At 53.4% G+C, this 22,319-nt stretch carries 19 protein-coding genes; 12 read left to right on the top strand and 7 right to left on the bottom strand.

Features of this window, described 5'->3' with window-relative positions; translation table 11 throughout:
- Positions 1-114: 114 nt before the first annotated feature.
- Entirely contained in the window at positions 115-1,050 is a 936-nt protein-coding gene (melR, locus tag AL479_RS06650; RefSeq protein WP_061077939.1) for a transcriptional regulator MelR, read from the bottom strand.
- A 268-nt stretch (positions 1,051-1,318) separates the two neighbouring features.
- Here melR and AL479_RS06645 point away from each other — a divergent pair, with 268 nt between their 5' ends.
- The 3 genes from AL479_RS06645 (at position 1,319) to AL479_RS06635 (ending at position 4,447) form a co-directional block, all read left to right on the top strand.
- Entirely contained in the window at positions 1,319-2,674 is a 1,356-nt protein-coding gene (locus AL479_RS06645; RefSeq protein WP_081093643.1) for an alpha-glucosidase/alpha-galactosidase, read from the top strand.
- An 85-nt stretch (positions 2,675-2,759) separates the two neighbouring features.
- The gene (melB, locus tag AL479_RS06640) at positions 2,760-4,190 is read left to right on the top strand and encodes a melibiose:sodium transporter MelB (protein ID WP_061075523.1); all 1,431 of its coding nucleotides are present in this window, start codon (positions 2,760-2,762) and stop codon (positions 4,188-4,190) included.
- A gap of 2 nt (positions 4,191-4,192) precedes the next feature.
- Positions 4,193-4,447, top strand: coding sequence for a SemiSWEET transporter (locus AL479_RS06635; RefSeq protein ID WP_061075522.1), 255 nt, complete (start codon positions 4,193-4,195; stop codon positions 4,445-4,447).
- Between the two features lie 92 nt (positions 4,448-4,539).
- Here AL479_RS06635 and fumA read toward each other — a convergent pair whose 3' ends face one another.
- The 5 genes from fumA to AL479_RS06610 form a co-directional block, all read right to left on the bottom strand.
- Positions 4,540-6,186, bottom strand: coding sequence for a class I fumarate hydratase FumA (fumA, locus tag AL479_RS06630; RefSeq protein WP_061075521.1), 1,647 nt, complete (start codon positions 6,184-6,186; stop codon positions 4,540-4,542).
- Between the two features lie 76 nt (positions 6,187-6,262).
- Entirely contained in the window at positions 6,263-7,603 is a 1,341-nt protein-coding gene (gene dcuB / locus AL479_RS06625; protein ID WP_042999100.1) for an anaerobic C4-dicarboxylate transporter DcuB, read from the bottom strand.
- Between the two features lie 638 nt (positions 7,604-8,241).
- On the bottom strand, positions 8,242-8,961 hold the full coding sequence (dcuR, locus tag AL479_RS06620; protein ID WP_061075520.1) for a two-component system response regulator DcuR: 720 nt from the start codon (positions 8,959-8,961) through the stop codon (positions 8,242-8,244).
- Positions 8,958-10,589 (bottom strand): sensor histidine kinase, encoded by a 1,632-nt coding sequence (locus AL479_RS06615; protein ID WP_061075519.1) that lies wholly within the window; start codon positions 10,587-10,589, stop codon positions 8,958-8,960. Before AL479_RS06615 ends, dcuR begins: the two co-directional genes overlap by 4 nt.
- Before the next feature lie 121 nt (positions 10,590-10,710).
- Positions 10,711-11,655 carry a nickel/cobalt transporter gene (locus tag AL479_RS06610; RefSeq protein ID WP_061075518.1) on the bottom strand — a complete coding sequence of 315 codons (945 nt, stop codon included), beginning with the start codon at positions 11,653-11,655 and terminating at the stop codon, positions 10,711-10,713.
- 481 nt (positions 11,656-12,136) lie between these two features.
- On the opposite strand from AL479_RS06610, the gene AL479_RS06600 reads away from it, so the two are divergent.
- The 5 genes from AL479_RS06600 (at position 12,137) to napF (ending at position 17,189) form a co-directional block, all read left to right on the top strand.
- Complete coding sequence (locus tag AL479_RS06600) at positions 12,137-14,569, top strand: DMSO/selenate family reductase complex A subunit (RefSeq protein WP_061075516.1); 2,433 nt, start codon at positions 12,137-12,139, stop codon at positions 14,567-14,569.
- 13 nt (positions 14,570-14,582) lie between these two features.
- Entirely contained in the window at positions 14,583-15,209 is a 627-nt protein-coding gene (locus AL479_RS06595; protein WP_061075515.1) for a DMSO/selenate family reductase complex B subunit, read from the top strand.
- On the top strand, positions 15,202-15,975 hold the full coding sequence (locus AL479_RS06590; protein ID WP_061075514.1) for a dimethyl sulfoxide reductase anchor subunit family protein: 774 nt from the start codon (positions 15,202-15,204) through the stop codon (positions 15,973-15,975). The genes AL479_RS06595 and AL479_RS06590 overlap by 8 nt, the downstream gene beginning before the upstream one ends.
- 84 nt (positions 15,976-16,059) lie before the next feature.
- Positions 16,060-16,656, top strand: coding sequence for a TorD/DmsD family molecular chaperone (locus AL479_RS06585; protein ID WP_061075513.1), 597 nt, complete (start codon positions 16,060-16,062; stop codon positions 16,654-16,656).
- Positions 16,653-17,189: a ferredoxin-type protein NapF gene (napF, locus tag AL479_RS06580; protein WP_061075512.1), complete on the top strand. Its 537-nt coding sequence runs from the start codon at positions 16,653-16,655 to the stop codon at positions 17,187-17,189. Before AL479_RS06585 ends, napF begins: the two co-directional genes overlap by 4 nt.
- 88 nt (positions 17,190-17,277) lie before the next feature.
- Here the strand turns inward: napF and AL479_RS23925 are convergent, their stop codons facing one another.
- Positions 17,278-17,496: a hypothetical protein gene (locus tag AL479_RS23925; protein ID WP_192575249.1), complete on the bottom strand. Its 219-nt coding sequence runs from the start codon at positions 17,494-17,496 to the stop codon at positions 17,278-17,280.
- A 332-nt stretch (positions 17,497-17,828) separates the two neighbouring features.
- On the opposite strand from AL479_RS23925, the gene AL479_RS06570 reads away from it, so the two are divergent.
- The 4 genes from AL479_RS06570 to AL479_RS06555 all read left to right on the top strand — a co-directional run bounded on the left by AL479_RS06570 (position 17,829) and on the right by AL479_RS06555 (position 22,307).
- The gene (locus tag AL479_RS06570; RefSeq protein WP_061075511.1) at positions 17,829-18,359 is read left to right on the top strand and encodes a fimbrial protein; all 531 of its coding nucleotides are present in this window, start codon (positions 17,829-17,831) and stop codon (positions 18,357-18,359) included.
- A gap of 75 nt (positions 18,360-18,434) precedes the next feature.
- Positions 18,435-18,983, top strand: a complete 549-nt coding sequence (locus AL479_RS06565; RefSeq protein ID WP_061075510.1) for a fimbrial protein — start codon at positions 18,435-18,437, stop codon at positions 18,981-18,983.
- Positions 18,984-19,046: 63 nt separating this feature from the next.
- The gene (locus AL479_RS06560) at positions 19,047-21,521 is read left to right on the top strand and encodes a fimbria/pilus outer membrane usher protein (RefSeq protein WP_061075509.1); all 2,475 of its coding nucleotides are present in this window, start codon (positions 19,047-19,049) and stop codon (positions 21,519-21,521) included.
- A 42-nt stretch (positions 21,522-21,563) separates the two neighbouring features.
- On the top strand, positions 21,564-22,307 hold the full coding sequence (locus AL479_RS06555; RefSeq protein ID WP_192575248.1) for a molecular chaperone: 744 nt from the start codon (positions 21,564-21,566) through the stop codon (positions 22,305-22,307).
- Positions 22,308-22,319 lie beyond the last annotated feature (12 nt).

Here is a 22,319-nt window from a genome sequence, read left to right as displayed (position 1 = left end):
AAACGATGGGGATTTATGAATAGTTGTTTATAAACAACGAATTAAAATGATTTATCAGGCGTTTTGGGCGGCGGTTTATCGACAGCTGAACTATTTTTTGAGCTGATAGTGATATTACGTATTCCCTGCCATTTGCCGACGCTGCTGGCTCAACTTACGGTATTGTTGCGGCGACATGCCGACATATTTACTGAAGGTGCTGTAAAAACGGCTACTGGAGCGGAAGCCTGCTGTCAGCGCCACGTCGAGGATGGTTTTATCGGTATCGCTGAGCAGGGCGCGAACGTGATTAATACGCATGGCGGTGATGTATTGCTTCAGGGTCAGTTGCATCACGCGTTGAAATATCCCCATCGCATAGTTGGCATTGAGTTTTACATGGTCTGCAACGTCATTGATGGTGAGGGCCTGATCGTAATGATCTGCAATGAATCCCAACATCTGGCTGACGTAAAACTGCGCGTGGCGCGAGACGCTATTCTTGTGCGTGCGTGAGGTTTTGTTGAGCAAAATCGGCTGCCAGCCGGAAAGGCTAAAGCGCTTAAGCATCAGGCCGATTTCATCGATCGCCAGTTGACGAATTTGTTCGTTCGGGCTGTTTGTCTCCTGCTGCCAGCGCAGAACTTCAAAGGTGCTGAGCTGTTGGGTGGCCAGGGATTTTATCACCATGCCGTGCGTGACATGGTTGATAAGCTCCCGATCCAGCGGCCAGGAGAGAAACAGGTGCATCGGCAAACTGAAAATCGCCATCTGCCGACAGTTGCCAGGACGGGTAAGTTGATGTGGCGTACAGGCCCAGAACATCGTGATATGCCCTTGTTTTATCTGTACAACCTCGTTGTTAATCAGGTACTCCACGTCGCCGTCAAAGGGAACATTCACCTCGACCTGACCATGCCAGTGACTGGCGGCCATCGCATGCGGCGGGCGTAGCTCAATATCCATCCGTTGATATTCGGAATAGAGCGACAGCGGACTGCGCGTCTGCTTTTCATCACCGTTGCACATATGTGGATCGGGTGGGAGAAAGGGAATTGGTTGCGTGCTCATCATCACTCCGTTTCCTGAATTGTCAGAATCATGCCAGCTTTACGGGATCAGAACCGGGAATTCGGGCACAAAATCGACGGTTATGATGGATAGTAGACCTAATAACCGCCCGGATACTCTGCTTTTCAGGCCATTTTGTCCCAAAAGCTCAGATCGCCGTGCTGCCAGCAGAGGATCTGAGCTTTCGGGAATGCTCACCGAGGAAGACGGAGGTTTTCACTCAGATCGCGTGCCACCATGAAGCTGTCCACTACTGTTCTGGAGAGTCATGATGACAGCCCCCAAAATTACTTTTATCGGCGCCGGTTCAACGATTTTCGTGAAAAATATTCTCGGCGATGTCTTTCACCGTGAGGCGCTGAAGTCGGCGCATGTTGCCCTGATGGATATTGATGAGACGCGCCTTGAAGAGTCGCACGTCGTTGTGCGTAAGCTCATGGATTCTGCCGGTGCGTCCGGCCACATTACCTGTCATACAGACCAAAAAGCGGCGCTGCAGGATGCCGATTTTGTGGTTGTCGCCTTTCAGATTGGCGGCTATGAGCCCTGCACGGTGACCGATTTTGAGGTCTGCAAACGTCATGGCCTGGAGCAAACGATCGCCGATACGCTTGGCCCCGGCGGCATTATGCGCGCGCTGCGTACCATCCCTCACCTGTGGCAGATCTGTGAAGACATGACGCAGGTCTGCCCGGATGCCACTCTGCTGAATTACGTCAACCCGATGGCAATGAACACCTGGGCGATGTATGCCCGCTATCCGCACATTAAACAGGTGGGGCTTTGCCACTCTGTGCAGGGAACGGCGGAAGAGCTGGCGCGCGATCTGAACATTGATCCTGCTTCTTTGCGTTATCGCTGTGCCGGGATTAACCATATGGCGTTTTATCTGGAACTGGAACGTAAAGCTGCCGACGGCACGTATGTGAATCTCTACCCGGAACTGCTGGCAGCCTACGACGCCGGACAGGCGCCGAAGCCCAACATTCACGGTAATGATCGCTGTCAGAATATTGTGCGTTACGAGATGTTCAAAAAGCTGGGCTATTTCGTTACTGAGTCATCGGAACACTTTGCCGAATACACGCCGTGGTTTATTAAACCAGGCCGCGATGACCTGATTGAGCGTTATAAGGTGCCGCTGGATGAGTACCCGAAACGCTGTGTTGAGCAACTGGCAAACTGGCATAAAGAGCTGGAGGAGTACAAAACGGCGGAGCGAATCGATATTCAACCGTCACGGGAATATGCCAGCACCATTATGAACGCTATCTGGACGGGTGAGCCGAGCGTGATTTATGGCAACGTGTGTAACGACGCGCTGATCGACAACCTGCCACAGGGCAGCTGCGTGGAAGTGGCCTGTCTGGTGGATGCAAACGGTATTCAGCCCACTAAAGTGGGGACGATTCCATCGCATCTGGCGGCGATGATGCAGACCAATATCAACGTACAGACGCTCTTGACCGAAGCCATCCTGACGGAAAATCGCGATCGCGTTTACCACGCGGCCATGATGGATCCGCATACGGCTGTCGTACTGGGTATTGAGGAAATTTATGCGCTGGTGGATGACCTGATCGCCGCTCACGGCGATTGGCTTCCGGCCTGGTTACACCGTTGATTGTCAACGTCGCCGGGCAGTAGACCCGGCGTTTACCCTCTCTAATAACAGAAGGCGGGCGCTGGTAACAGCGACCCGGTACCCTATGAGCATCTCTCTGACAACAAAATTAAGTTACGGATTCGGTGCGTTTGGTAAGGATTTCGCCATCGGCATCGTCTACATGTACCTGATGTATTACTACACCGATGTGGTGGGATTATCGGTGGGTGTCGTGGGTACGTTGTTTCTGGTGGCAAAGATCTGGAATGCGTTCAACGATCCGGTTATGGGCTGGATTGTGAACGCCACCCGGTCACGGTGGGGAAAATTTAAACCGTGGATCCTGCTTGGCACACTGGCGAATTCGCTGGTGCTATTTCTGCTGTTTAGCGCTCATCTGTTTGAAGGCATGGCACAGGTGGTTTTTGTCTGCGTGACCTACATTTTGTGGGGCATGACCTATACCATCATGGATATTCCGTTCTGGTCGCTGGTGCCGACCATTACGCTTGATAAACGTGAGCGCGAGCAACTGGTCCCTTTTCCGCGCTTCTTCGCCAGCCTGGCGGGATTCGTTACCGCCGGGGTGACGTTGCCGTTTGTGAGTTATGTCGGGGGTGAGGATCGCGGGTTTGGTTTCCAGATGTTCACGCTGGTGCTGATCGCGTTCTTTATTGCCTCCACCATCGTGACATTGCGCAATGTGCATGAAGTGTATTCGTCTGACAGTGAGGCTACCGCTGACAGTACCCGGCTGACGTTGAAGTCGATTCTCGCGTTGATCTACAAAAACGATCAACTCTCATGCCTGCTGGGAATGGCGCTGGCTTACAATGTGGCCGCCAATATTATTACCGGTTTCGCGATTTATTATTTCACCTATGTGATTGGCGATGCTGACCTTTTCCCGTATTACCTGTCCTATGCCGGTGCGGCGAATTTATTGACGCTGATCCTCTTTCCTCGTCTGGCGAAGGCGCTTTCCCGGCGGATTTTATGGGCCGGAGCATCGATAATGCCGGTGCTCAGCGGCGGGGTATTGTTAATCATGGCGCTGATTGGGTACCACAATGTGTTCCTTATCTGCCTGGCCGGTGTTTTTCTGAACATCGGGACCGCGCTATTCTGGGTACTACAGGTGATCATGGTGGCGGACACCGTTGATTATGGCGAGTATAAGTTTAACGTGCGCTGCGAGAGCATTGCCTATGCCGTGCAAACGATGGTGGTAAAGGGGGGATCCGCGTTTTCGGCTTTCTTTATCGCCGTGGTGCTGGGGATCATTGGCTATGTTCCCAATGCCGTTCAGTCTGCCGAAACGATCCTGGGCATGCAGTTCATCATGATTGCTTTACCGACGCTGTTTTTCATCGCGACGCTGATTCTCTATTTCCGCTACTACCGCCTGAACGGCGATACATTGCGTAAAATCCAGATTCACCTGCTGGATAAGTATCGCAAAGTGCCGCAGCCCGACTTGCAACCGGAAGCACCTGCAATACCGGTTAGCGCGACTGGCGATGTGAAGGCGTAATCATGGAATGGATTTCGCTAATAGGCTATCTGGCGGCAAGCCTGACCACGCTCTCTTTTTTGCCACAGGCGATAAAAGTCATCACTACCCGTAACACGCAGGGGATTTCTGGCCTGATGTACGTCATGTTTGTCTGTGGGTTAGTAATGTGGTTGATCTACGGATTACTCATTGAGGACACCGCGGTCAGCATGGCGAACTTCCTGACGTTGGTATTTGCTTTGCCGATTCTGGTGATCAAATACCGCAGGGGATAGCGCTTCCTGCCATGAGGGGATAAGAAGTGGCCCGGGGGGATCACCGGACTGCCTTCAAACGTTGAGAGCAGTCCGGTGCCGGGCCGAAGAGGTTATTTCGCGCAGTTAGCGCACTGCTTGTTCACTATCTGCTGGAAGAAATCGTTGCCTTTGTCATCGACCAGGATGAACGCCGGGAAATCTTCCACTTCAATTTTCCAGATCGCTTCCATACCCAGTTCCGGATACTCAACGCATTCCAGATGCTTGATGCTCTGCTGCGCCAGGACCGCTGCCGGGCCGCCAATGCTGCCCAGATAGAAGCCGCCGTGTTTCTGGCAGGCATCGGTCACCTGTTGGCTGCGATTGCCTTTTGCCAGCATGATCATGCTGCCGCCGTGCGATTGCAGCAGATCAACATAGGAGTCCATGCGGCCTGCGGTGGTTGGTCCTAATGAGCCAGACGGATAGCCCGCCGGTGTTTTCGCCGGACCGGCGTAGTAGATCGGGTGATCTTTAATGTACTGCGGCAACCCTTCGCCAGATTCGATACGCTCTTTCAGCTTCGCATGCGCAATATCACGGCCGACGATAATGGTGCCGGTCAGCGACAGACGGGTTGAAACCGGGTATTGCGAAAGCTGAGCCAGGATCTCTTTCATCGGGCGGTTGAGGTCAACTTTCACCACTTCGCCTTCACCAGCCTGACGCAGGGCTTCCGGGATGTACTGGGCAGGGTTGTGTTCCAGCTTTTCGATCCAGATCCCTTCGCGGTTGATTTTGGCCTTGATGTTGCGGTCCGCCGAGCAGGAAACACCCATGCCGACCGGGCAGGAGGCACCGTGACGCGGCAGACGGATCACGCGAATATCGTGGGCGAAATATTTGCCGCCAAACTGCGCGCCGAGACCCAGTTTTTGCGCCTCTTCCAGCAGTTCCTGTTCCAGTTGTGTATCACGGAACGCCTGACCGTGTTCGTTACCGGTGACAGGCAGCGCATCGTAGTAATGCGTGCTGGCGAGCTTCACGGTTTTCAGCGTGCTTTCTGCGGACGTACCGCCAATCACAAAGGCGATATGGTACGGCGGGCAGGCTGCGGTACCGAGTGTACGCATTTTCTCAACGAGGAAGTTTTTCAGCTTGCCCGGGGTGAGCAGCGCTTTGGTTTCCTGGTACAGATAAGTTTTGTTGGCGGAACCGCCGCCTTTCGCTACGCACAGGAATTTATACTCATCACCATCGACGGTGTAGAGGTCGATCTGTGCCGGCAGGTTGGTACCGGTGTTCACCTCTTTGTACATATCCAGCGCGGCGTTTTGCGAATAGCGCAGATTGTCTTCGATATAGGTGTTGTACACCCCTTTTGACAGCGCCGCTTCATCACCGCCGCCGGTCCAGACTCGCTGGCCTTTTTTCCCCATGATAATGGCCGTGCCGGTATCCTGACAGGTCGGCAGAATGCCTTTGGCGGCGATTTCGGAATTTCTCAGGAATTGCAGGGCGACGTATTTATCGTTTTCGCTGGCTTCGGGGTCATGCAGAATGGAGGCAACTTGTTGCTGATGTTCGGGGCGGAGCATGAAGGAGGCATCGTGGAAGGCTTGTTGCGCCAGCAGCGTCAGGGCTTGCGGCTCAACCTTCAGTATGGACTCACCTTCAAACTCACTCACGCTGACATAATCGGAAGTGAGCAGGTAGTACTCTGTTTCGTCTTTCCCCATCGGGAAAGGTGCCTGATAGAAGAACGCTTTATTTGACATGTGCTTCCAGCCTATTGATTTCTTTTAATATCATAAGTGACGTACCGCCCGGTGATGGGCGGCACGCGGGAGACCTTTACAGGAATCCGTACATGGCAGCAAAGATCCAGCCAAAGACGCAGGAGACGCTCACGCCAATCAAACCCGGGAGAATAAAGCTGTGGTTGATGACGAAGCGACCAATGCGGGTGGTACCTGAACGGTCGAACTGAATGGCGGCCAGATCGCTCGGATAGGTCGGCAGAATGTAGTAGCCGTAGCATGCCGGGGCAGACGCCACGATGTAGGCCGGGTCAACGCCAATCGCCAGCGCGACCGGAACGATAGCCGCCAGCGCCGCTGCCTGAGAGTTAACGAATTTAGACACCAGCAACAGAACAATCGCATAGGCCCACGGATATTCTTTCACCATGTTACCCAGCACACCTTCGATTTCTGTCATGTGCGCGCCGAACATGGTTTCCGCCATCCAGGCGATACCGTACACCGCCACAATCGCGATCATACCTGAACGGAAGACTTCGTTTTTAGAGATTGAAGCGGGATTGGTTTTGGTCAGGATAATAATCAGCGCGCCGGTCAGCAGCATGAACATCTGGATAACCAGCACCATCGACAGCGCTTTGCCGCCAAAGGAAGGGCGAAGTTCAGAGAAGGCACCCAGGATAGCGACGACAGCAATTGCGGCAAGGAAGATCCACATTGCCAGCCAGTTGCTTTTCGGCAACTTTTTGTCCAGCAGCGTAGCGGTGTCGCCATACACGTAGTGATGGTTTTCCGGTACGGAGATGAATTTCTGGAAGTCTTCGTCTTTATCCAGATCTTTACCACGGAACCAGCTGAAAATACCGATCGCCAGAATACCAATCAGCGTGGACGGGATAGTGATCGCCAGCAGGTCGAGGAATTCGAGGTGCTTGCCTTCAAACGTCACGTTACCCAGCATGGCAACCAGAGACACCACCGCCACCGATACCGGGCTTGCGATAATCCCCATTTGCGCGCCGATGGAGCTGGCGGCCATAGGACGTTCCGGGCGAATGTTATTTTTAATCGCAACGTCGTAAATGATTGGCAGGATCGTGTAGACCACGTGGCCGGTACCGCAGAGGATAGTCAGGGTACAGGTGACGAACGGGGCAACGATAGAGACATATTTCGGGTTGCGGCGCAGCAGTTTCTCGGCGATCTGCAACATCACATCCAGACCACCGGAGGCCTGTAGTGTTGCCGAGGCCGCGACCACGGCGATGATCACCAGCATGACGTCAACCGGTGGTTTACCCGGCTGGAGGTGGAAAACGAAGACCAGAATGACCAGGCCGATACCGCCTAACAAACCCAGCGCGATACCGCCCTTTCTGGCACCATAGAACAAACATATTAATATTATGAGAAGTTGTATACTAAATAGCATTTATTTACCCTCGCGATAAAACCAGTCAATTTTGATAAATGGATCACAGCCATGTTCTGTTTTTTGTGAAGTGGGCGCAGAGCCTGGCTAATATTCGTTTCGTCTGAAAGTGTGATTAGTTTCTAAACATCGAATAAAAGTTTTTCATAAGGACAGGAAAACTCTCATCGTTTTTTTCAGGCTGTTTTCAGAGAGCAGGACTCCCTGGCGATGGGTAGTGTTGAAAAAAGGAGAGCAGAGGCAGGTTCGGGATCTTTTTTTGTATCTTTATGAAAATTATGAACATATCATCTGCTCACAGAGTGTGCTTATCCGTAAGATGTAGCATGAGCTCCGTTGCTACCGTTTATCGTTTTTGTTAATCCGTCCGGTTATTTCCGGACTACTCCTTTGTGATTAAAAATACACACTCTGCGTAAGGGATAATACTTTATTAACTTTTGTTAGCGTTTTTGAAATTAAAAACAATGGCATGTCAGGTAATAATAACGCATTGAAAAATGAGAGATGATGCAATTATATTTGATCTGGCACAATTTCTGGATTTTCAAACAGTAACCTTAACCTTTTTATTTTTTCATTATTGTAATAATTGTTACCAATATATAACGAAATAACGCAAGGTTAAGATTGATCTTCTACTGGCAATATTGCTTAAGTAAAGAATAATGTTCTGCCTGAATACGGTAGCGGTAAACTGGCCTGCCCGTGACGCCATAATGAATACTGGTGACCAGAATATGACAGTTAACCAGCCAGATAAGGTATTTGCGGCAAGAGACGCGAGAGATATTCACCGCATTCGCCAGCTCATCGGTTGAAAACTCATAATCCTGATGTGCGTCGATCCACTGACACAGCGTGCGCAGCGTCTGCGGCGTCAACCCTTTCGGCAGGCGGCGGGTGTCCTGCTCATTGGACGCATTGCCGTGAATCAGTTGGTCCAGCTCTGACTGCTCATAATACTGGTGTTTATCCATGTCCCTTTTCTTTTGCAGCCAGCTGGTGAGGGCTTCCTCAAAGCGTGAGGCCTGAAACGGCTTGATTAAGTAATCAACAACGCCATAGTGCAGCGAATCCTTGATCGTCATGGCATCGGCGGCAGATGAGATGACAATGACATCGCTTTTGCAGCCCGCGGCATGCAAAAGCGGGAGCAGGTCCAGCCCGTTCTCTTTCTGCATGTAAATATCCAGCAGAATCAGGTCAATCTGAACATCGCTATGAAAAATAACCTCTTTGGCTTTTTCCAGCGTTGAGGCGGTTCCGCAGCACTGAAAACCGGGGATCTGTGCGACATAGCGGCGGTTTAACTCCGCGACCATGGCGTCGTCATCGATAATAAAGACATTGATCATGTGCTGGTCCTCTCCCCATCCCAGGGTATTTGTACAAAAAATTGTGTGAAAACGCCAGGTTCGGATTCCACAAAAATATTGCCACCAAGACTTTCAACTTGTTGTTTAACAAGCGCTAAACCAACGCCGCGTTCAGTTCCTTTAGACGAGACGCCTTTATCAAAAATCGCGTCAAGGCGGTGCGGTTCAATGCCGGGACCATCGTCACTCACTTCACAATGTAGCCAACCATTGCGATAGTATAAGGAGACGCTGATCTCACCTCCTGACTGCTGTGCTAACGCGTCGATCGCGTTTTCAATCAGATTTCCGAGCGCGGTAATCAATACCGCAATTTGATCTTCATTGCCGCTGTCCGGGACCTGGCTGTCATGACTAATCACCAGTTTGTGCCCTGAATCGGATGTGCGATTAATCTTACTGAGTAAAAAGCCTGCAATGACCGGCGATCTAATTTTGCCTAACAGTGAGCCGATCTCTTCCTGATAGTTGTTTGCCGTCTTAATAATATAGTCTTCAAGCTGCTTATAACTCTTCAGATGTAACAATCCCAGAATCACATGTAATTTATTCATGAATTCGTGGGATCGTTCACGGAGTGAGTCGGCATAGTTCACCATGCCATCAAGTCGTTGCATCAACTGGCGAACTTCTGTTTTGTCCCTGAAGGTGGAGATCGCGCCAATAATCTTGCCGTCGCAGCGAACCGGGACGGTATTAATGAGCAGTAACCGGTCCTTGATGTTGATCTCTTCATCGCGGTGCGACGTACCGTCGCGCAGCACTTCGCTGAGATCCACTACCTGCGACCAGGCGTGGCTGAGCGTGGAAAACTGGGGGTCGTCCTGTGACTTACGGTAGTTCAGCAACTCCTGGGCGGCCTCGTTGATTAACGTCACTTCGCCTTTGTCGTCAACGGCAATGACCCCCTCTTTGATTGACTGCAGCATCGCCTGGCGCTGTTCAAACAGGGTGGAAATTTCATACGGTTCCAGGCCAAACAGGATGCGTTTGAGCACTTTCACCAGCCCCCATGTCCCCAGCAGGCCAACCAGCACGCCAAAAAGTACGGACCAGATGATGCTGCCGCGGCTGTTGTTAATCTGTTCGGTAACCCGACTCAGTTCCAGACCGATCGACACCACCCCAATCTGGCGGTGATTGTCGTCATAAATGGGGGTGAAAACGCGCAGCGCCTGGGCGAGAAAGCCCCGGTTGATGGCGATATTCTCTTTGCCATCCAGCGCCAGCAAAATATCGTCGCCCTTAAATGGTTGTCCGATGCGCTGGGCTTCCGGATGAGAGTAACGCAGGCTTTTCATGTCGGTGACAACAATGAACAGCATATCGTTACGCTTACGCACCGCTTCGGCAATCGCCTGAATCCCACTCTCCTCGGGTTTTTTCATCAACCCCTCGCGGATTTCCGGCGAGTCTGCCAGCGTCCGGGCAACGGCCAGCGCCTTGTCTGCTAACGCATCGCGCGTCATGTGGCTGATTTGTGAGAAGTAGAACAGGTGTACGACCAGCAAGACAGAAAACAACACGGCGCTGACCATCAATATCACCGTCGTACCGAGTTTCATCGGCCGTTCACGTAGCTTGCGGCAAGGCAGGGAGTGTCTCATGGTGGTCCCGGGTTCACAGTTCGTGTGGGTATTATCCCTATTGGGACGCGTAATTCAAAGGTGGCAGGGAAATTCACTGGCGCAGGTGTGCCATTATCGGATAATTATCGCGCATACCCGCTCAGCAACCTGCGGCGATATAATCGCCGTTCGCGCTTATCGGGATCACCGTTAAAAACAGGATTGTGGCAAAAAGAATCAGCACCACACCGCCAACCATTTTCGCCGCAGGTGCAAGCCATTTCAGGGCTGGATGTCCTGTACCGAACCACGAGAGCGTCTGATTTCGGGCATAGCGTACCGCCAGAGACAGACCCATGATCGACAGCGCGGTGCCAAAGGACATGGTCATCACCGCCGCTATACCCCAGGTGACGATACCGAGAGCATTGGAAAACAGCAGGATCATGATCGCCCCGCTGCAGGGCCGGGCGCCGATGGCGAGAATCACCCCCAGTCGGGTTTTCCAGTGACCGTCCACCAGCGTCTGTCCAACGCCGTGATGCCCGCAGCCGCACTTCTCGTCATGACTGTGCAAGGGAGTGAATCGGGTGAAGGTTATCGGGCGTAAGGATTTAAGTGCCTGATAAATTAGAAACGCGCCGAATCCGGCGATCAGCCCTGCGCTGATTTTCTCTACGTACCATCGGCTGGCGCTCAAATCGCCGGATGCGAGGTTAAAGCCAATTGCGAGAATAAACACAAACAGGATTGCGCTGACCCCTTGCATCAGGCTGCCAACAAAGGGCACGATCCGTGCGGCCAGCAGGCTTTCTTTATTGGTGCTCAGATAGGTCGTCACGATGAACTTTCCGTGTCCCGGTCCGATGGCATGCAGTACGCCGTACAGAAAGGCCCCCGTCAGTAACCAGAAACCGCCGCTGTACTGATGATTATTTAGCTGCAGCAGGTACATCACCAGATAACGATGCAGGGTGATTTGCGTCGCCAGGCACCACTGAATAAACGCTCCCCAGTGCAGATGCAGGGTATAGCCGATCCCAAACAGCGTCAGAAGTCCTGCCAGTGACAGGCGCAGAGAGGGATGGCGTCCGGATACGATCATGATTCAGTCTGGCTATGGGGATGATGAAACAGTATAGCCAGTTTACGGTAAGAACCCAGTTCACGCAGAAGGCTTTCTCCTTTTTGTATAACAAAAAATTATATTTTTGCGAAATTATCATAAAAAAATTATAGGTTCCTGAATGCCAGGAATATGACTTTCGTCCAGGAATAATCCTTTTTACGCACTCCCAGAAATAAGAATGTTATGACGCTTGTCAGACAGGATATATATTCGTAATATAATAAAACATACAGCGAATCAATCCCTGTTGTTCCATTTTTATCTCTTGTTTGTATCCTAAAACGTCATCCTCAGTTAAATTCCTGCTTTTTATTAGATGAAAAATGATAAAGCGGTCATAGTTTTCCCTCTTTATTTTTCCATAAAAGTTCGTTTGATCATAATCAACCATCAGCCGTGTCTAGCCCTTTATGATTACTCATTAATAATAACTATGGATGCAATGTGAGAAATAAAGATGGAAATAAAAAAGTGGCTAAACACAACACTGTCCCGACGGGATGCGGTGACAGGCACCGCAAAAATAGGTGCCGCCGTTGCGCTCAGTAACGCGATTACATTGCCTTTCTCTGCCACCGCGCAGGCCGAAACGACCGACGCTCCAACGCAAGGTGGCAATGGCGAAACCGTTCGCCACAGCGCCTGCCTGGTCAACTGCGGCAGTCGTTGCCCGCTGAAAGTGATCGTGAAAGATGGCCGTATTGTGCGTATTGAACCGGAAGACGCAAAAGACGACGCGGTATTTGGCGAACACCAGATTCGTCCGTGTTTACGCGGCCGTTCCAGTCGCTGGCGGGTATATAGTCCGGACCGGATTAAATATCCGATGAAACGCGTAGGTCAGCGTGGCGAAGGGAAATTCAAACGTATTTCCTGGGACGAAGCGACTGCATTTATCGCTGCAGAATTAAAACGCGTGACGGAAAAATATGGCCGTGAGGCAATTTATTATAATTATCAGTCGGGCGCTTATTATCATACTCAGGGCACGCCTGCCTGGAAACGTCTGCTGAATCTTACCGGCGGCTATTTAAATTATCATAACACCTATTCCACGGCGCAAATTGCCACCGCAACGCCCTATACCCACGGTGTGTATGTCGGGAGCCACTTTACGCAAATTGCGCATTCCGATCTGGTGGTGTTGTTTGGTCTGAATTTGTCTGAAACGCGCATGTCCGGTGGCGGACAGGTGGAAGAGTTACGTCGTGCGCTGGAAGCCTCAAAGGCGCGGGTGATTATTATTGATCCGCGTTATACCGACTCGGTGGTTACCGAGCATGCCGAGTGGCTGCCGATTCGCCCGACGACCGACGCCGCGCTGGTGGCCGGTATCGCGCACACGTTGATTACCGAACAGTTGATCAATGAAGCCGAGGTGAATAAGTACTGCGTGGGCTATGACAGCAGCACGCTGCCCGAAGGCGCTGCGCCGAATGCCAGCTATAAAGACTACGTGACCGGGAAAGGCGATGACGGCATTGCTAAAACGCCGGAGTGGGCGGCTGAGATCACCGGTCTTCCGGCGACGCGCATTCGCCAACTGGCGCGTGAAATCGCCGCGGCCCGTGCCTGTTACATTTGCCAGGGCTGGGGACCGCAGCGTCACGCCAACGGCGAGCAAACCGTGCGCGCCATTCAGACGTTACCCGCACTGACGGGCCACTTTGGTCTGCCGGGAACCAACAATGGTAACTGGCCGTATGGCACCCCGTACGGCGTGCCGCTGTTACCGATTTTGACCAACCCGATCAAGACCTCTATTCCGTGCTATCTCTGGACGGATGCGATTCAACGTCCGGAAATCATGACGGCCACCACGATGGGTGTTAAGGGGGCGGACAAACTGAAAACCGGCATCAAGCTGTTCTTCAACCAGGCCGGTAACACGCTGTTGAACCAGCACGGTGAAATCAACCGTACGCGTAAAATTCTCGCGGATGAGAGTTTGTGCGAAACCATTGTCGTCATTGAAAACCACATGACGCCGAGTGCGAAGTACGCCGATCTCCTGCTGCCGGAAACCAGCTATCTCGAAGCGGAAGATCTGGTGGATAGCTCTTATGCCACGGGCTCTCACAACTACATGATCGCGCTACAGAAAACGGTCACGCCGATGTGGGAAGTGCGTAGCACCTACGACATTTGTGCTGATATCGCCGGTCATCTGGGCTTGCGCGAGCAGTACACCGAAGGGCGGACGCAGGCGCAGTGGGCAGAAATGCACTATCAGCAGATCCGCGAAAAACGCCCGTACCTGCCGGAATGGCCGGTGGCGAAAGAGATGGGGGTCATCGACCAGCGTATCGCGACAGACAAACAGAGCCTGGCGTTTGCTGATTTCCGCGCCGACGCCGTGGCCAATCCGCTGACCACGCCGTCCGGCAAGATTGAGATCTACTCGCAGGCGCTGGCCGATCTCGCGAAAGCGTGGACGCTGCCGGAAGGCGATCGCATCCCGGCGGTACCGGAGTTCTGCGCGGTGACAGAGTCGCATCTGAACAAAGCGCTGACCGCGAAGTATCCGCTGCAGTTAAGCGGTTTTCACACCAAAGGCCATACCCACTCAACCTATACCAACGTGCTGATGCTGCATGAAGCGGTACCGGATGAAGTGTGGATCAACCCGATAGATGCCAGCGCGCGTCAGTTGAACTCTGGCGATCTGGTACATGTGTTCAACGATCGCGGCGTGGTGGCGATTCCCTGCAAGGTGACTCAGCGCATTCTCCCGGGCGTAGTGGCGATGCCACAGGGGGCGTGGACCCGTCTGGACAGCAACGGTGTGGACGTTGGCGGGTGCATCAACACCCTGACCAGTCATCTGCCGTCGCCGTTGGCGAAAGGGAACCCGCAGCATACCAACCTGGTTGAAATCAAACGCGCTTAAGGAGTGATCCGCAATGAAACAGTATGGCTTTTATGTTGACTCCTCGCGCTGCTCAGGCTGTAAAACCTGCCAGGTCAGCTGTAAGGATAATAAAGATCTGGACGTCGGTCCGAAATTCCGTCGGGTCTATGAATACGGCGGCGGAAGCTGGGTGAAAGAAGGGGAAAGCTGGCACAACGACACCTTTACCTACTACCTCTCTATCGCCTGTAACCACTGTGATGAACCCGTCTGCGTATCAGGCTGCCCGACCGGCGCGATGCACAAGCGTGAAGAAGACGGTCTGGTGCTGGTCGATGACAGCGTCTGTGTCGGTTGCCGCTATTGTGAAATGCGCTGCCCGTATGGCGCGCCGCAGTTTGATGCTAAGGCCAAAGTCATGCGCAAATGCGACGGCTGTCTCGACCGACTGGAGCAGAATCTGCGTCCCATCTGTGTGGATTCCTGTCCGCAGCGAGCGCTGGATTTCGGCCCAATCGATGAACTGCGCGCGAAGTACGGCAGCGAGAACGAAATTGCGCCGCTGCCCGCCGCGTCGTTTACCCATCCTAACCTCATCATTAAGCCGCATCCGAAGGCCAAACCTACGGGCGACAAGGAAGGGGCCATTATGAATATGGGGGAGGTGCGCCATGCATGAGTTACCGCTGGTCTTTTTTACCGTCTTTACCCAAAGCGCAGTCGGCGCATTTATTCTGCTGCTGATTGGCGGCACTCTGGGGCAGATCGAGGCGCGACGGATGGCCATCGGCCTGTTCTCCGTCATGTGTCTGTTCGGGGTTGGGGTACTGCTGGGGATAATCCACGTCGGGCAACCGCTGCGTGCGCTGAATATGCTGCTGCGCGTAGGGCATTCGCCGATGAGCAACGAAATTGTGCTGTCGGCAGTGTTTGCCACGCTCGGCGGGTTGGGTTCTCTCGGTCTGCTGCTGAACCGTGGCGCGGCCGCGCTATGTAAAGCGCTGGTGTGGCTGGCAGCGGTGGTGGGCGTGGTCTTTATACTGGCGATCCCGCAAATCTACCAGTTGCCGACGGTAGTCACCTGGCGCACGTCGTATACGACGGTGATGATGGTGCTGACGCCGCTGATTGGCGGCGGCATTCTGGCCGGCCTGTTCGGACTGCGTCTGGGCCTGCTGGTCAGTGTGCTGGCGATCCTCGCCAGCTTCTGCCTGCGTCCGGGGTATATGTCGACGCTGATGAGTGCGGACGGCGCGTTAACGGCGGCGCAAACCAGTTGGTTTACCGCCCAGGCGGCGCTGCTGGCGGTGGGCATTATTGGGGTGGTGACCTGGGCGCGACTGAAGTCCAGCGTCACCGTTCTGGCGATGACCGCCGTGGTTGTCATCGTGGCTGAGCTGGTGGGCAGGATTGCGTTCTACAATCTGTGGACGTTACCGATGTAAGCCTCATGGGCCGGACCGCGTGTCCGGCCCCGCCGTCTGGGCGAACATTAACCGCCATCAGGCACTTTTTCAGGAGTATCCAACATGCCATCCAGTGCTGTATTACCGAGGATCCTTGGTGCACTGTTTTACTACTCCCCCGGGCGACCGGAGGTGAAAGCGCTGTTTGACTGCCTACCTACGCTGCCCGATCTGTACCCGTGGCGCGATCCGGCGCAGATGACCAGGCTATGTGCCGACTGGCCGTTGCCGGAGGCTGATGACCTGGCGTGGCAATTTTCCGTGCTGTTCGAGGGGCAGGGCGATATGCCCGCGCCGCCCTGGGGCTCCGTCTGGTTGGAACGCGATAATCTGCTGATGGGCGATACCACCGCGGAATACCGCGCGTTTTTACAGTCGCAGGGAATGGCATTTGACTCGCACCAGAGCGAACCCGAAGATCAGTTTGGCCTGATGCTGTTAGCCAGTAGCGCGCTGCTGGAGGCCGGTAAAGACACGGCGGTGAATCAGTTATTCGAAGTGTATCTGCTGCCGTGGGGATATCACTATCTGGAACGAGTGCAGGACAGCGCGGTGAGCCCGTTCTATGCGCGTTTAGCCGCTGTAACGGCGTGTTATCTGCAGGAGATGGAGCAACAGCGTGCATTGCAACCTGCGGTGAAACGGCTGTACTTCGGATGAACAAGTCAGAGAAATATTATCAGGCGCTGATGACGCATCGGCACGTCAGTCGGCGTGGGCTGTTTCGCGTGTTTGTCAGCGCGGCAAAGCACACTGCGCCGGAGAGCGCACCGGTGCCTCAACTCGCGCATCCACTGCCGCCAGGAGCGGCGCCTGATGCGCAGTTTATCGCGCAATGTACCCGCTGCAATCAGTGTATCGATGCCTGCCCGATGGGAATTCTGACCCGTCACGAAGACGGCTACCCGCAACTGGCGATAGAGTATGCCAGTTGCGATGGTTGTGGGGCGTGCATTGACGCATGCCCGAGTGGCGCGCTGTGCGTACAGGTTCGTTTTGATACGGGTCTGCGCCCGACGTTCAGCGCTGCCTGCGTTAATCCGGTGCGCTCGTGCAACCAGTGTGTTGAGGCGTGCCCTGAGCTGGCCTGTACCCTCGGCGCGACGGGGATCCCTGTGCTGAACAGCGAGCGCTGTACCGGCTGCGGAGAATGCCGGGTACAATGCGGCGTTGATGCCGTCAGCCTGAGATAATCTTTCCGCCCGGATTTGCGAGGCGGCTTTTTCCTCCTTTATAGGTTTTGAATCCTTTGTCATCGCATGGGTGAATGATGAAGGGTCATTACACACCTACGGCCGCAAGACCGATGCCTATAAGATTTTCGGGAAATGCTCGATGGGGGGAATCCACCCGACGACTGGCTAAGTGTGCTTCAGGCTTGTCAAAACGACGGGAAGGAACATCCCTGAGCTCTGCTGTTGTTATTTTGACCTTAACTATTCCAATAATTTCCTGAATAACTATTTTGTTTCCGGTATTATCGGGAATTATCTTAATCACCTCGCTGTTTCTCTAATTTATTTTACTAAAAATCCATCGTGTATTTCGGATTAATCGCGCGGTTTCGCGAGATATAAACCCACCTTTCCTTTCCCTGCGAGTTAACAATGCGTATCTATTCCACAGCAAATGTAGTGCTTTGTGTGGAAATTTTGATTTGGTAGCATTTTCATCAGTTCGAAGGAGTGGTGATAATTAATATTATTGCAGTTTTAATTATTACCAGGACATTTCCAGAACAAAACCAAGAGTTGATTACAGCAGAACGGAATAACGAATGCGACGTGATGACTCTTTATTTCTCAGGATATTGGTACAAACAGGAAATTGTTATGAAAATGAATAAAGTTGCTATGGCTGTTGCGTTCAGCGCCGCTCTGGGTTCTATGTCTGTGTTAGCTGACACAACGAACGGTGTGATTGAATTCCAGGGTGAACTGGTAAATACCGCCTGTGGTCTGGCGCCAGGTTCAAGCCCGGTGACCGTTGATTTTGGTCAGATTCCTGTTTCTGCACTGGCTAACGGTGCTCGCGCCGGAAACGTACACCAGAACATCGAACTGCAGCACTGTGACATCACTGTAGCACAAACTGCAGAAGTGACTTACACCCCGACCAGCACCAACCTAACTGACGCCACTCTGGCGGCCTTCACCTCTGGCACTGCGTCTGGTGCGGGTATCGGCCTGCGTGACAGCGCCAGCCAGGATGTGGTGTGGGGCACGGCAACTACACCGGTTCAGTTGGTTAACGGCACTAACACCATTCCGTTTGTGGCCTATGTGAAAGCAGAAAGCGCAAGCGCAACCGTGGCTGCTGGTTCCTTCCAGTCCACAGTGAACTTCGAGATTGCATACCAGTAATTGACCTGAAGTGTTGAGTGCGGGACGTGTTCCCGCACTTTCTTCACCGCAGGCATCGTACCAGGGAGGGACAAAGTGAAAATAAACAATACGCTCCTCATCGCCGTCTATTTTTGCGCTCTGGTCGGGTCGGCTTCGGTTTCAGCATCCACCGTCACGCCGGGGAAATTAGCGATGAGCGGTGAACTGATTGAGGCGGCATGCAGTCTTGACCCGAACAGTCGGGATATAGAGGTTGAGTTTGGCGATGTTTCTGCCAGCCTGATTAATCGCAATGATGAAGGCAATATTACGCGGCCAGTCCTGATACGCCTGACGGGATGTTCCGTGGTGAAACGAGGCAACGATGGTTCACTTTATCCTTATGCTTCGGTCACCTTTATGGGTAATGCGGCGGCATCCGACCCCACCACATTATTAGTCAGTGGTGACGCCGATGGCTTTGGTATTCGTCTACGTGACAATCAGGGTGAAATATTAACGCTGGGTCAACCCTCTCCGGAATATGAACTGAGCGAAACTGATAACGTTTTAAAATTTTCCGCATCGCTGGTACCGGTTCAAAAATATATAAAAGCGGGCGAGTTTACTGCCGTTGCGCAGTTTTTTATGGATTACCACTAACAGCATAACAATAACGTAGCGGGACGCAGGCCGTTTTTAACGGATTTATTCGGGACGAAAATCATGTCGGTAAAATTAAATACCCATCTAACGATCATTGCTCTTCTGGTAATGCATAGCGGCTATGCGCCGATGGCCAGTGCCGAGGAGAGCGTTGAGTTTAATACCGATGTCCTGGATGCCGCGGATCGTACGCAGATTGATCTGTCGCGTTTTGCGACCGACAACTATGTCACCCCTGGCGATTATTTGCTGGATATCCGTATTAACGGTCAGCCAGTCGGTCAGGAGAAAATTCGTTATATCGAGGCTCCCGAAGGCAAGCGCACGCTGCCGTGCATCAGCGGCGATCTACTGGACAAACTGGCGCTGAAAGATGAGGCCCGCGTCAGGGTCACCCAGCTCTATGAGAATTGCTACTCCCTGCAAAGTCTGCCAGGGGCGAAATTAAGCAACTATGCCGGCGTGCTTGAAATCACCGTGCCACAGGCGTGGATGAAGTATAACGATCCCAACTGGACGCCGCCTGAACGCTGGGATGAAGGGATCGCGGGCCTCCTGTTCGACTACAGCCTCAACGGGCAACTCACCCGCCAGTTCAACGGTCAGGAAAACTACAGCGCGGTTTCAGGCTACGGCCAGGCGGGTGCGAACATCGGTGGCTGGCGTCTGCGTGGTGAATACCAGACCAGCTACTACAGCCAGAACCATCAATTCGATTTCGACTGGAATCAGATCTACGCCTACCGCCCCTTGCCGATGATCGCGGCGAAACTGACGCTGGGTGAGATCTACCTGAATTCGCAGGTTTTCGATACCGTACGTTTTACCGGGGTCAACCTGGCCAGCGATGAGCGCATGCTGCCGCCGGCGTTACAGGGCTATGCGCCTGAAATTCATGGTATCGCTCGTACCAACGCCAAAGTGACCGTTAGCCAGAGTGGACGCATCATCTATGAAACCACGGTGCCTGCCGGGCCGTTCAACATTCAGGATTTGCGCAGTTCAGTGCGCGGTACCCTCGATGTACGCGTTGAGGAACAGGACGGCTCAGTCTCCACCTTCCAGGTGAACACCGCCAATATTCCGTATCTCACGCGTCCGGGCTACGTTCGTTACAACATCTCAGGCGGTACGCCGTCCCGTTACAACCATAAAATGCAGGGGCCAACGTTCCTTTCCGGTGATTTCTCCTGGGGGGTTAGCAACGCCTGGTCGCTGTATGGCGGCTTACAGTCTTCCGGTGAAGAGTACACTGCGGCGTCGTTGGGTATCGGACGCGATCTCTACGCGTTTGGCGCGATTTCCGTGGATGCCACTGAATCCTGGAGCCGCGAGCCTGACGGCAACCGGCTGAAAGGGACCTCTTACAAGCTGAGTTACGCGAAAACCTTCGACGAATACAACAGCTCCATTACCTTCGCGGGCTACCGTTTTTCGCAGGAAGATTTCCGCTCTATGTCGCAATACCTCGATGAACGCTATCAGGGATACGATCACATCGGGCGCGAAAAAGAGCTCTATACCATCACCGGGAATAAAACGTTCTGGGCTGGCGAAGCAGGGAAGGCGACGACCGTCTTTCTGACCTGGACGCACCAGAACTACTGGGATAAGCGCAGCCAGGATCGCTACGGCATGTCGGTGGGACGCGCCTTCCGGATTGGCGAGATCAACGGCATCACCGCCAACCTTTCCGCTTACCGTACTGATTATAAAGGGCGCAAAGACGACTCGATCTCCTTCTCGCTGTCGGTGCCGATTGGCGACAACAAATGGGCGGGTCTGGATATCCAGACCAACAACGGCAAAACCAGTCCGATGGCGTCCTACACCGACAACAGTGATTACAACAACTTGTGGCGCATTCGTGCCGGTGCCAGCCAGAGCGGTAACGCCAGCGTTGACGGCTATTACCAGCATCGTTCGCAACTGGCGGAAATCAATACCAACGCCAGCTATCAGCAGAGCCAGTACATGGCGCTGAGCACGACCTTGCGCGGCGGCTTCACGGCAACCCGCCACGGCGCGGCGATGCATAACAGCGGCGCAACGATCAACACGGCGCGCGTCATGGTGGATACCAATGGCATTGGCGGCGTGCCGCTTAACGGTAAGAAGTCGCGGACTAACGGCTACGGCATTGCCGTGGTGCCGGATGTGGTGAGCTACAACAGTTTTGACACCCGCGTGGACGTGGATGCGATGGACAGCGACATCGAACCGTCAAAAGCCATCAGCACGACGACCCTGACGGAAGGCGCGATTGGCTATCAGGCCTTCGGTATGGCGAAGGGGATGAAGATGATGGGGACGCTACGCCTCGCGGATGGCAGCGTTCCGCCATTCGGCGCGGAAATTTACAACCCCGATGGCGTAAGCGTCGCGATGGTGCTGGAAGACGGGCAAGCCTGGCTTGCGGGGGTCAATGCGAACGAAACGCTGAACGTGATGTGGGGCGGTAAGCAGCAATGTCAGGTCACGATTCCGCCAGGTGCAAACAACGGATCAGCGAACGCGCTTCTGCCGTGTCGTTAATCCCGACAGAACGAGTTATCTCACTGTAATAAAAGGCCAAAAATGAGCAAGAAAAGACATAGCGGATATCTGATGGCGGCGTGGGCGCTGAGCATGATTGGCGGCTACGCGCAGGCGGGGGTCTCTCTGGACAGAACCCGCGTCATTATTACGGAGAAAGAGGCCTCATCGAGCGCCAATCTGTCCAATACCAGCCCGGATATTCCCTTCCTTGCCCAGTCGTGGGTCGAGGATGAAAAGGGTAACAAGATTACCTCGCCGCTGATTGTGTTACCGCCGCTACAGCGAATCAACGGGGGACAGAAAGGGATTGCGCGCGTCACCAAAACCGCGGGGATCGACAAGCTGCCGCAGGACAGAGAAAGCCTGTTCTACCTCAACGTCCGGGAGATCCCGCCGAAGCCGGATAAACCGAATACGCTGCAACTGGCCATGCAGTCGCGCATCAAGCTGTTTTACCGCCCGGCGGCGGTGATCCCGAAGACCCGGAGTGAAATCTGGCAGGACCAGGTGGTGTTCCATAAAAACGGCAGCCAGATGACCGTACAGAACCCAACGCCCTACTACGTCACGATCCTCGGGCTGTCCAAAGGGGCCGGACAAAAGATCACCCAATTTCCAGGGATCATGATCGCACCCAAATCGAGCCAGCAGTTTGCGGTGACGGACGGGAGCGTCAGCCAGTTTTCCATGATGTACGTGAACGACTATGGCGGACACCCGGAGCTGAAGTTTCGTTGCGAGGGCAACACCTGCAAAGCGCTTCCACCGGCGCAGCAGGGCTAATCAGGAGGAACC

It is taken from the genome of Citrobacter amalonaticus, assembly GCF_001559075.2.
GTDB classification, from domain to species: domain Bacteria; phylum Pseudomonadota; class Gammaproteobacteria; order Enterobacterales; family Enterobacteriaceae; genus Citrobacter_A; species Citrobacter_A amalonaticus_F.
The sequence above is the reverse complement of the archived record's forward strand: the minus strand, read 5'-3'. Positions and strand labels throughout refer to the sequence as shown.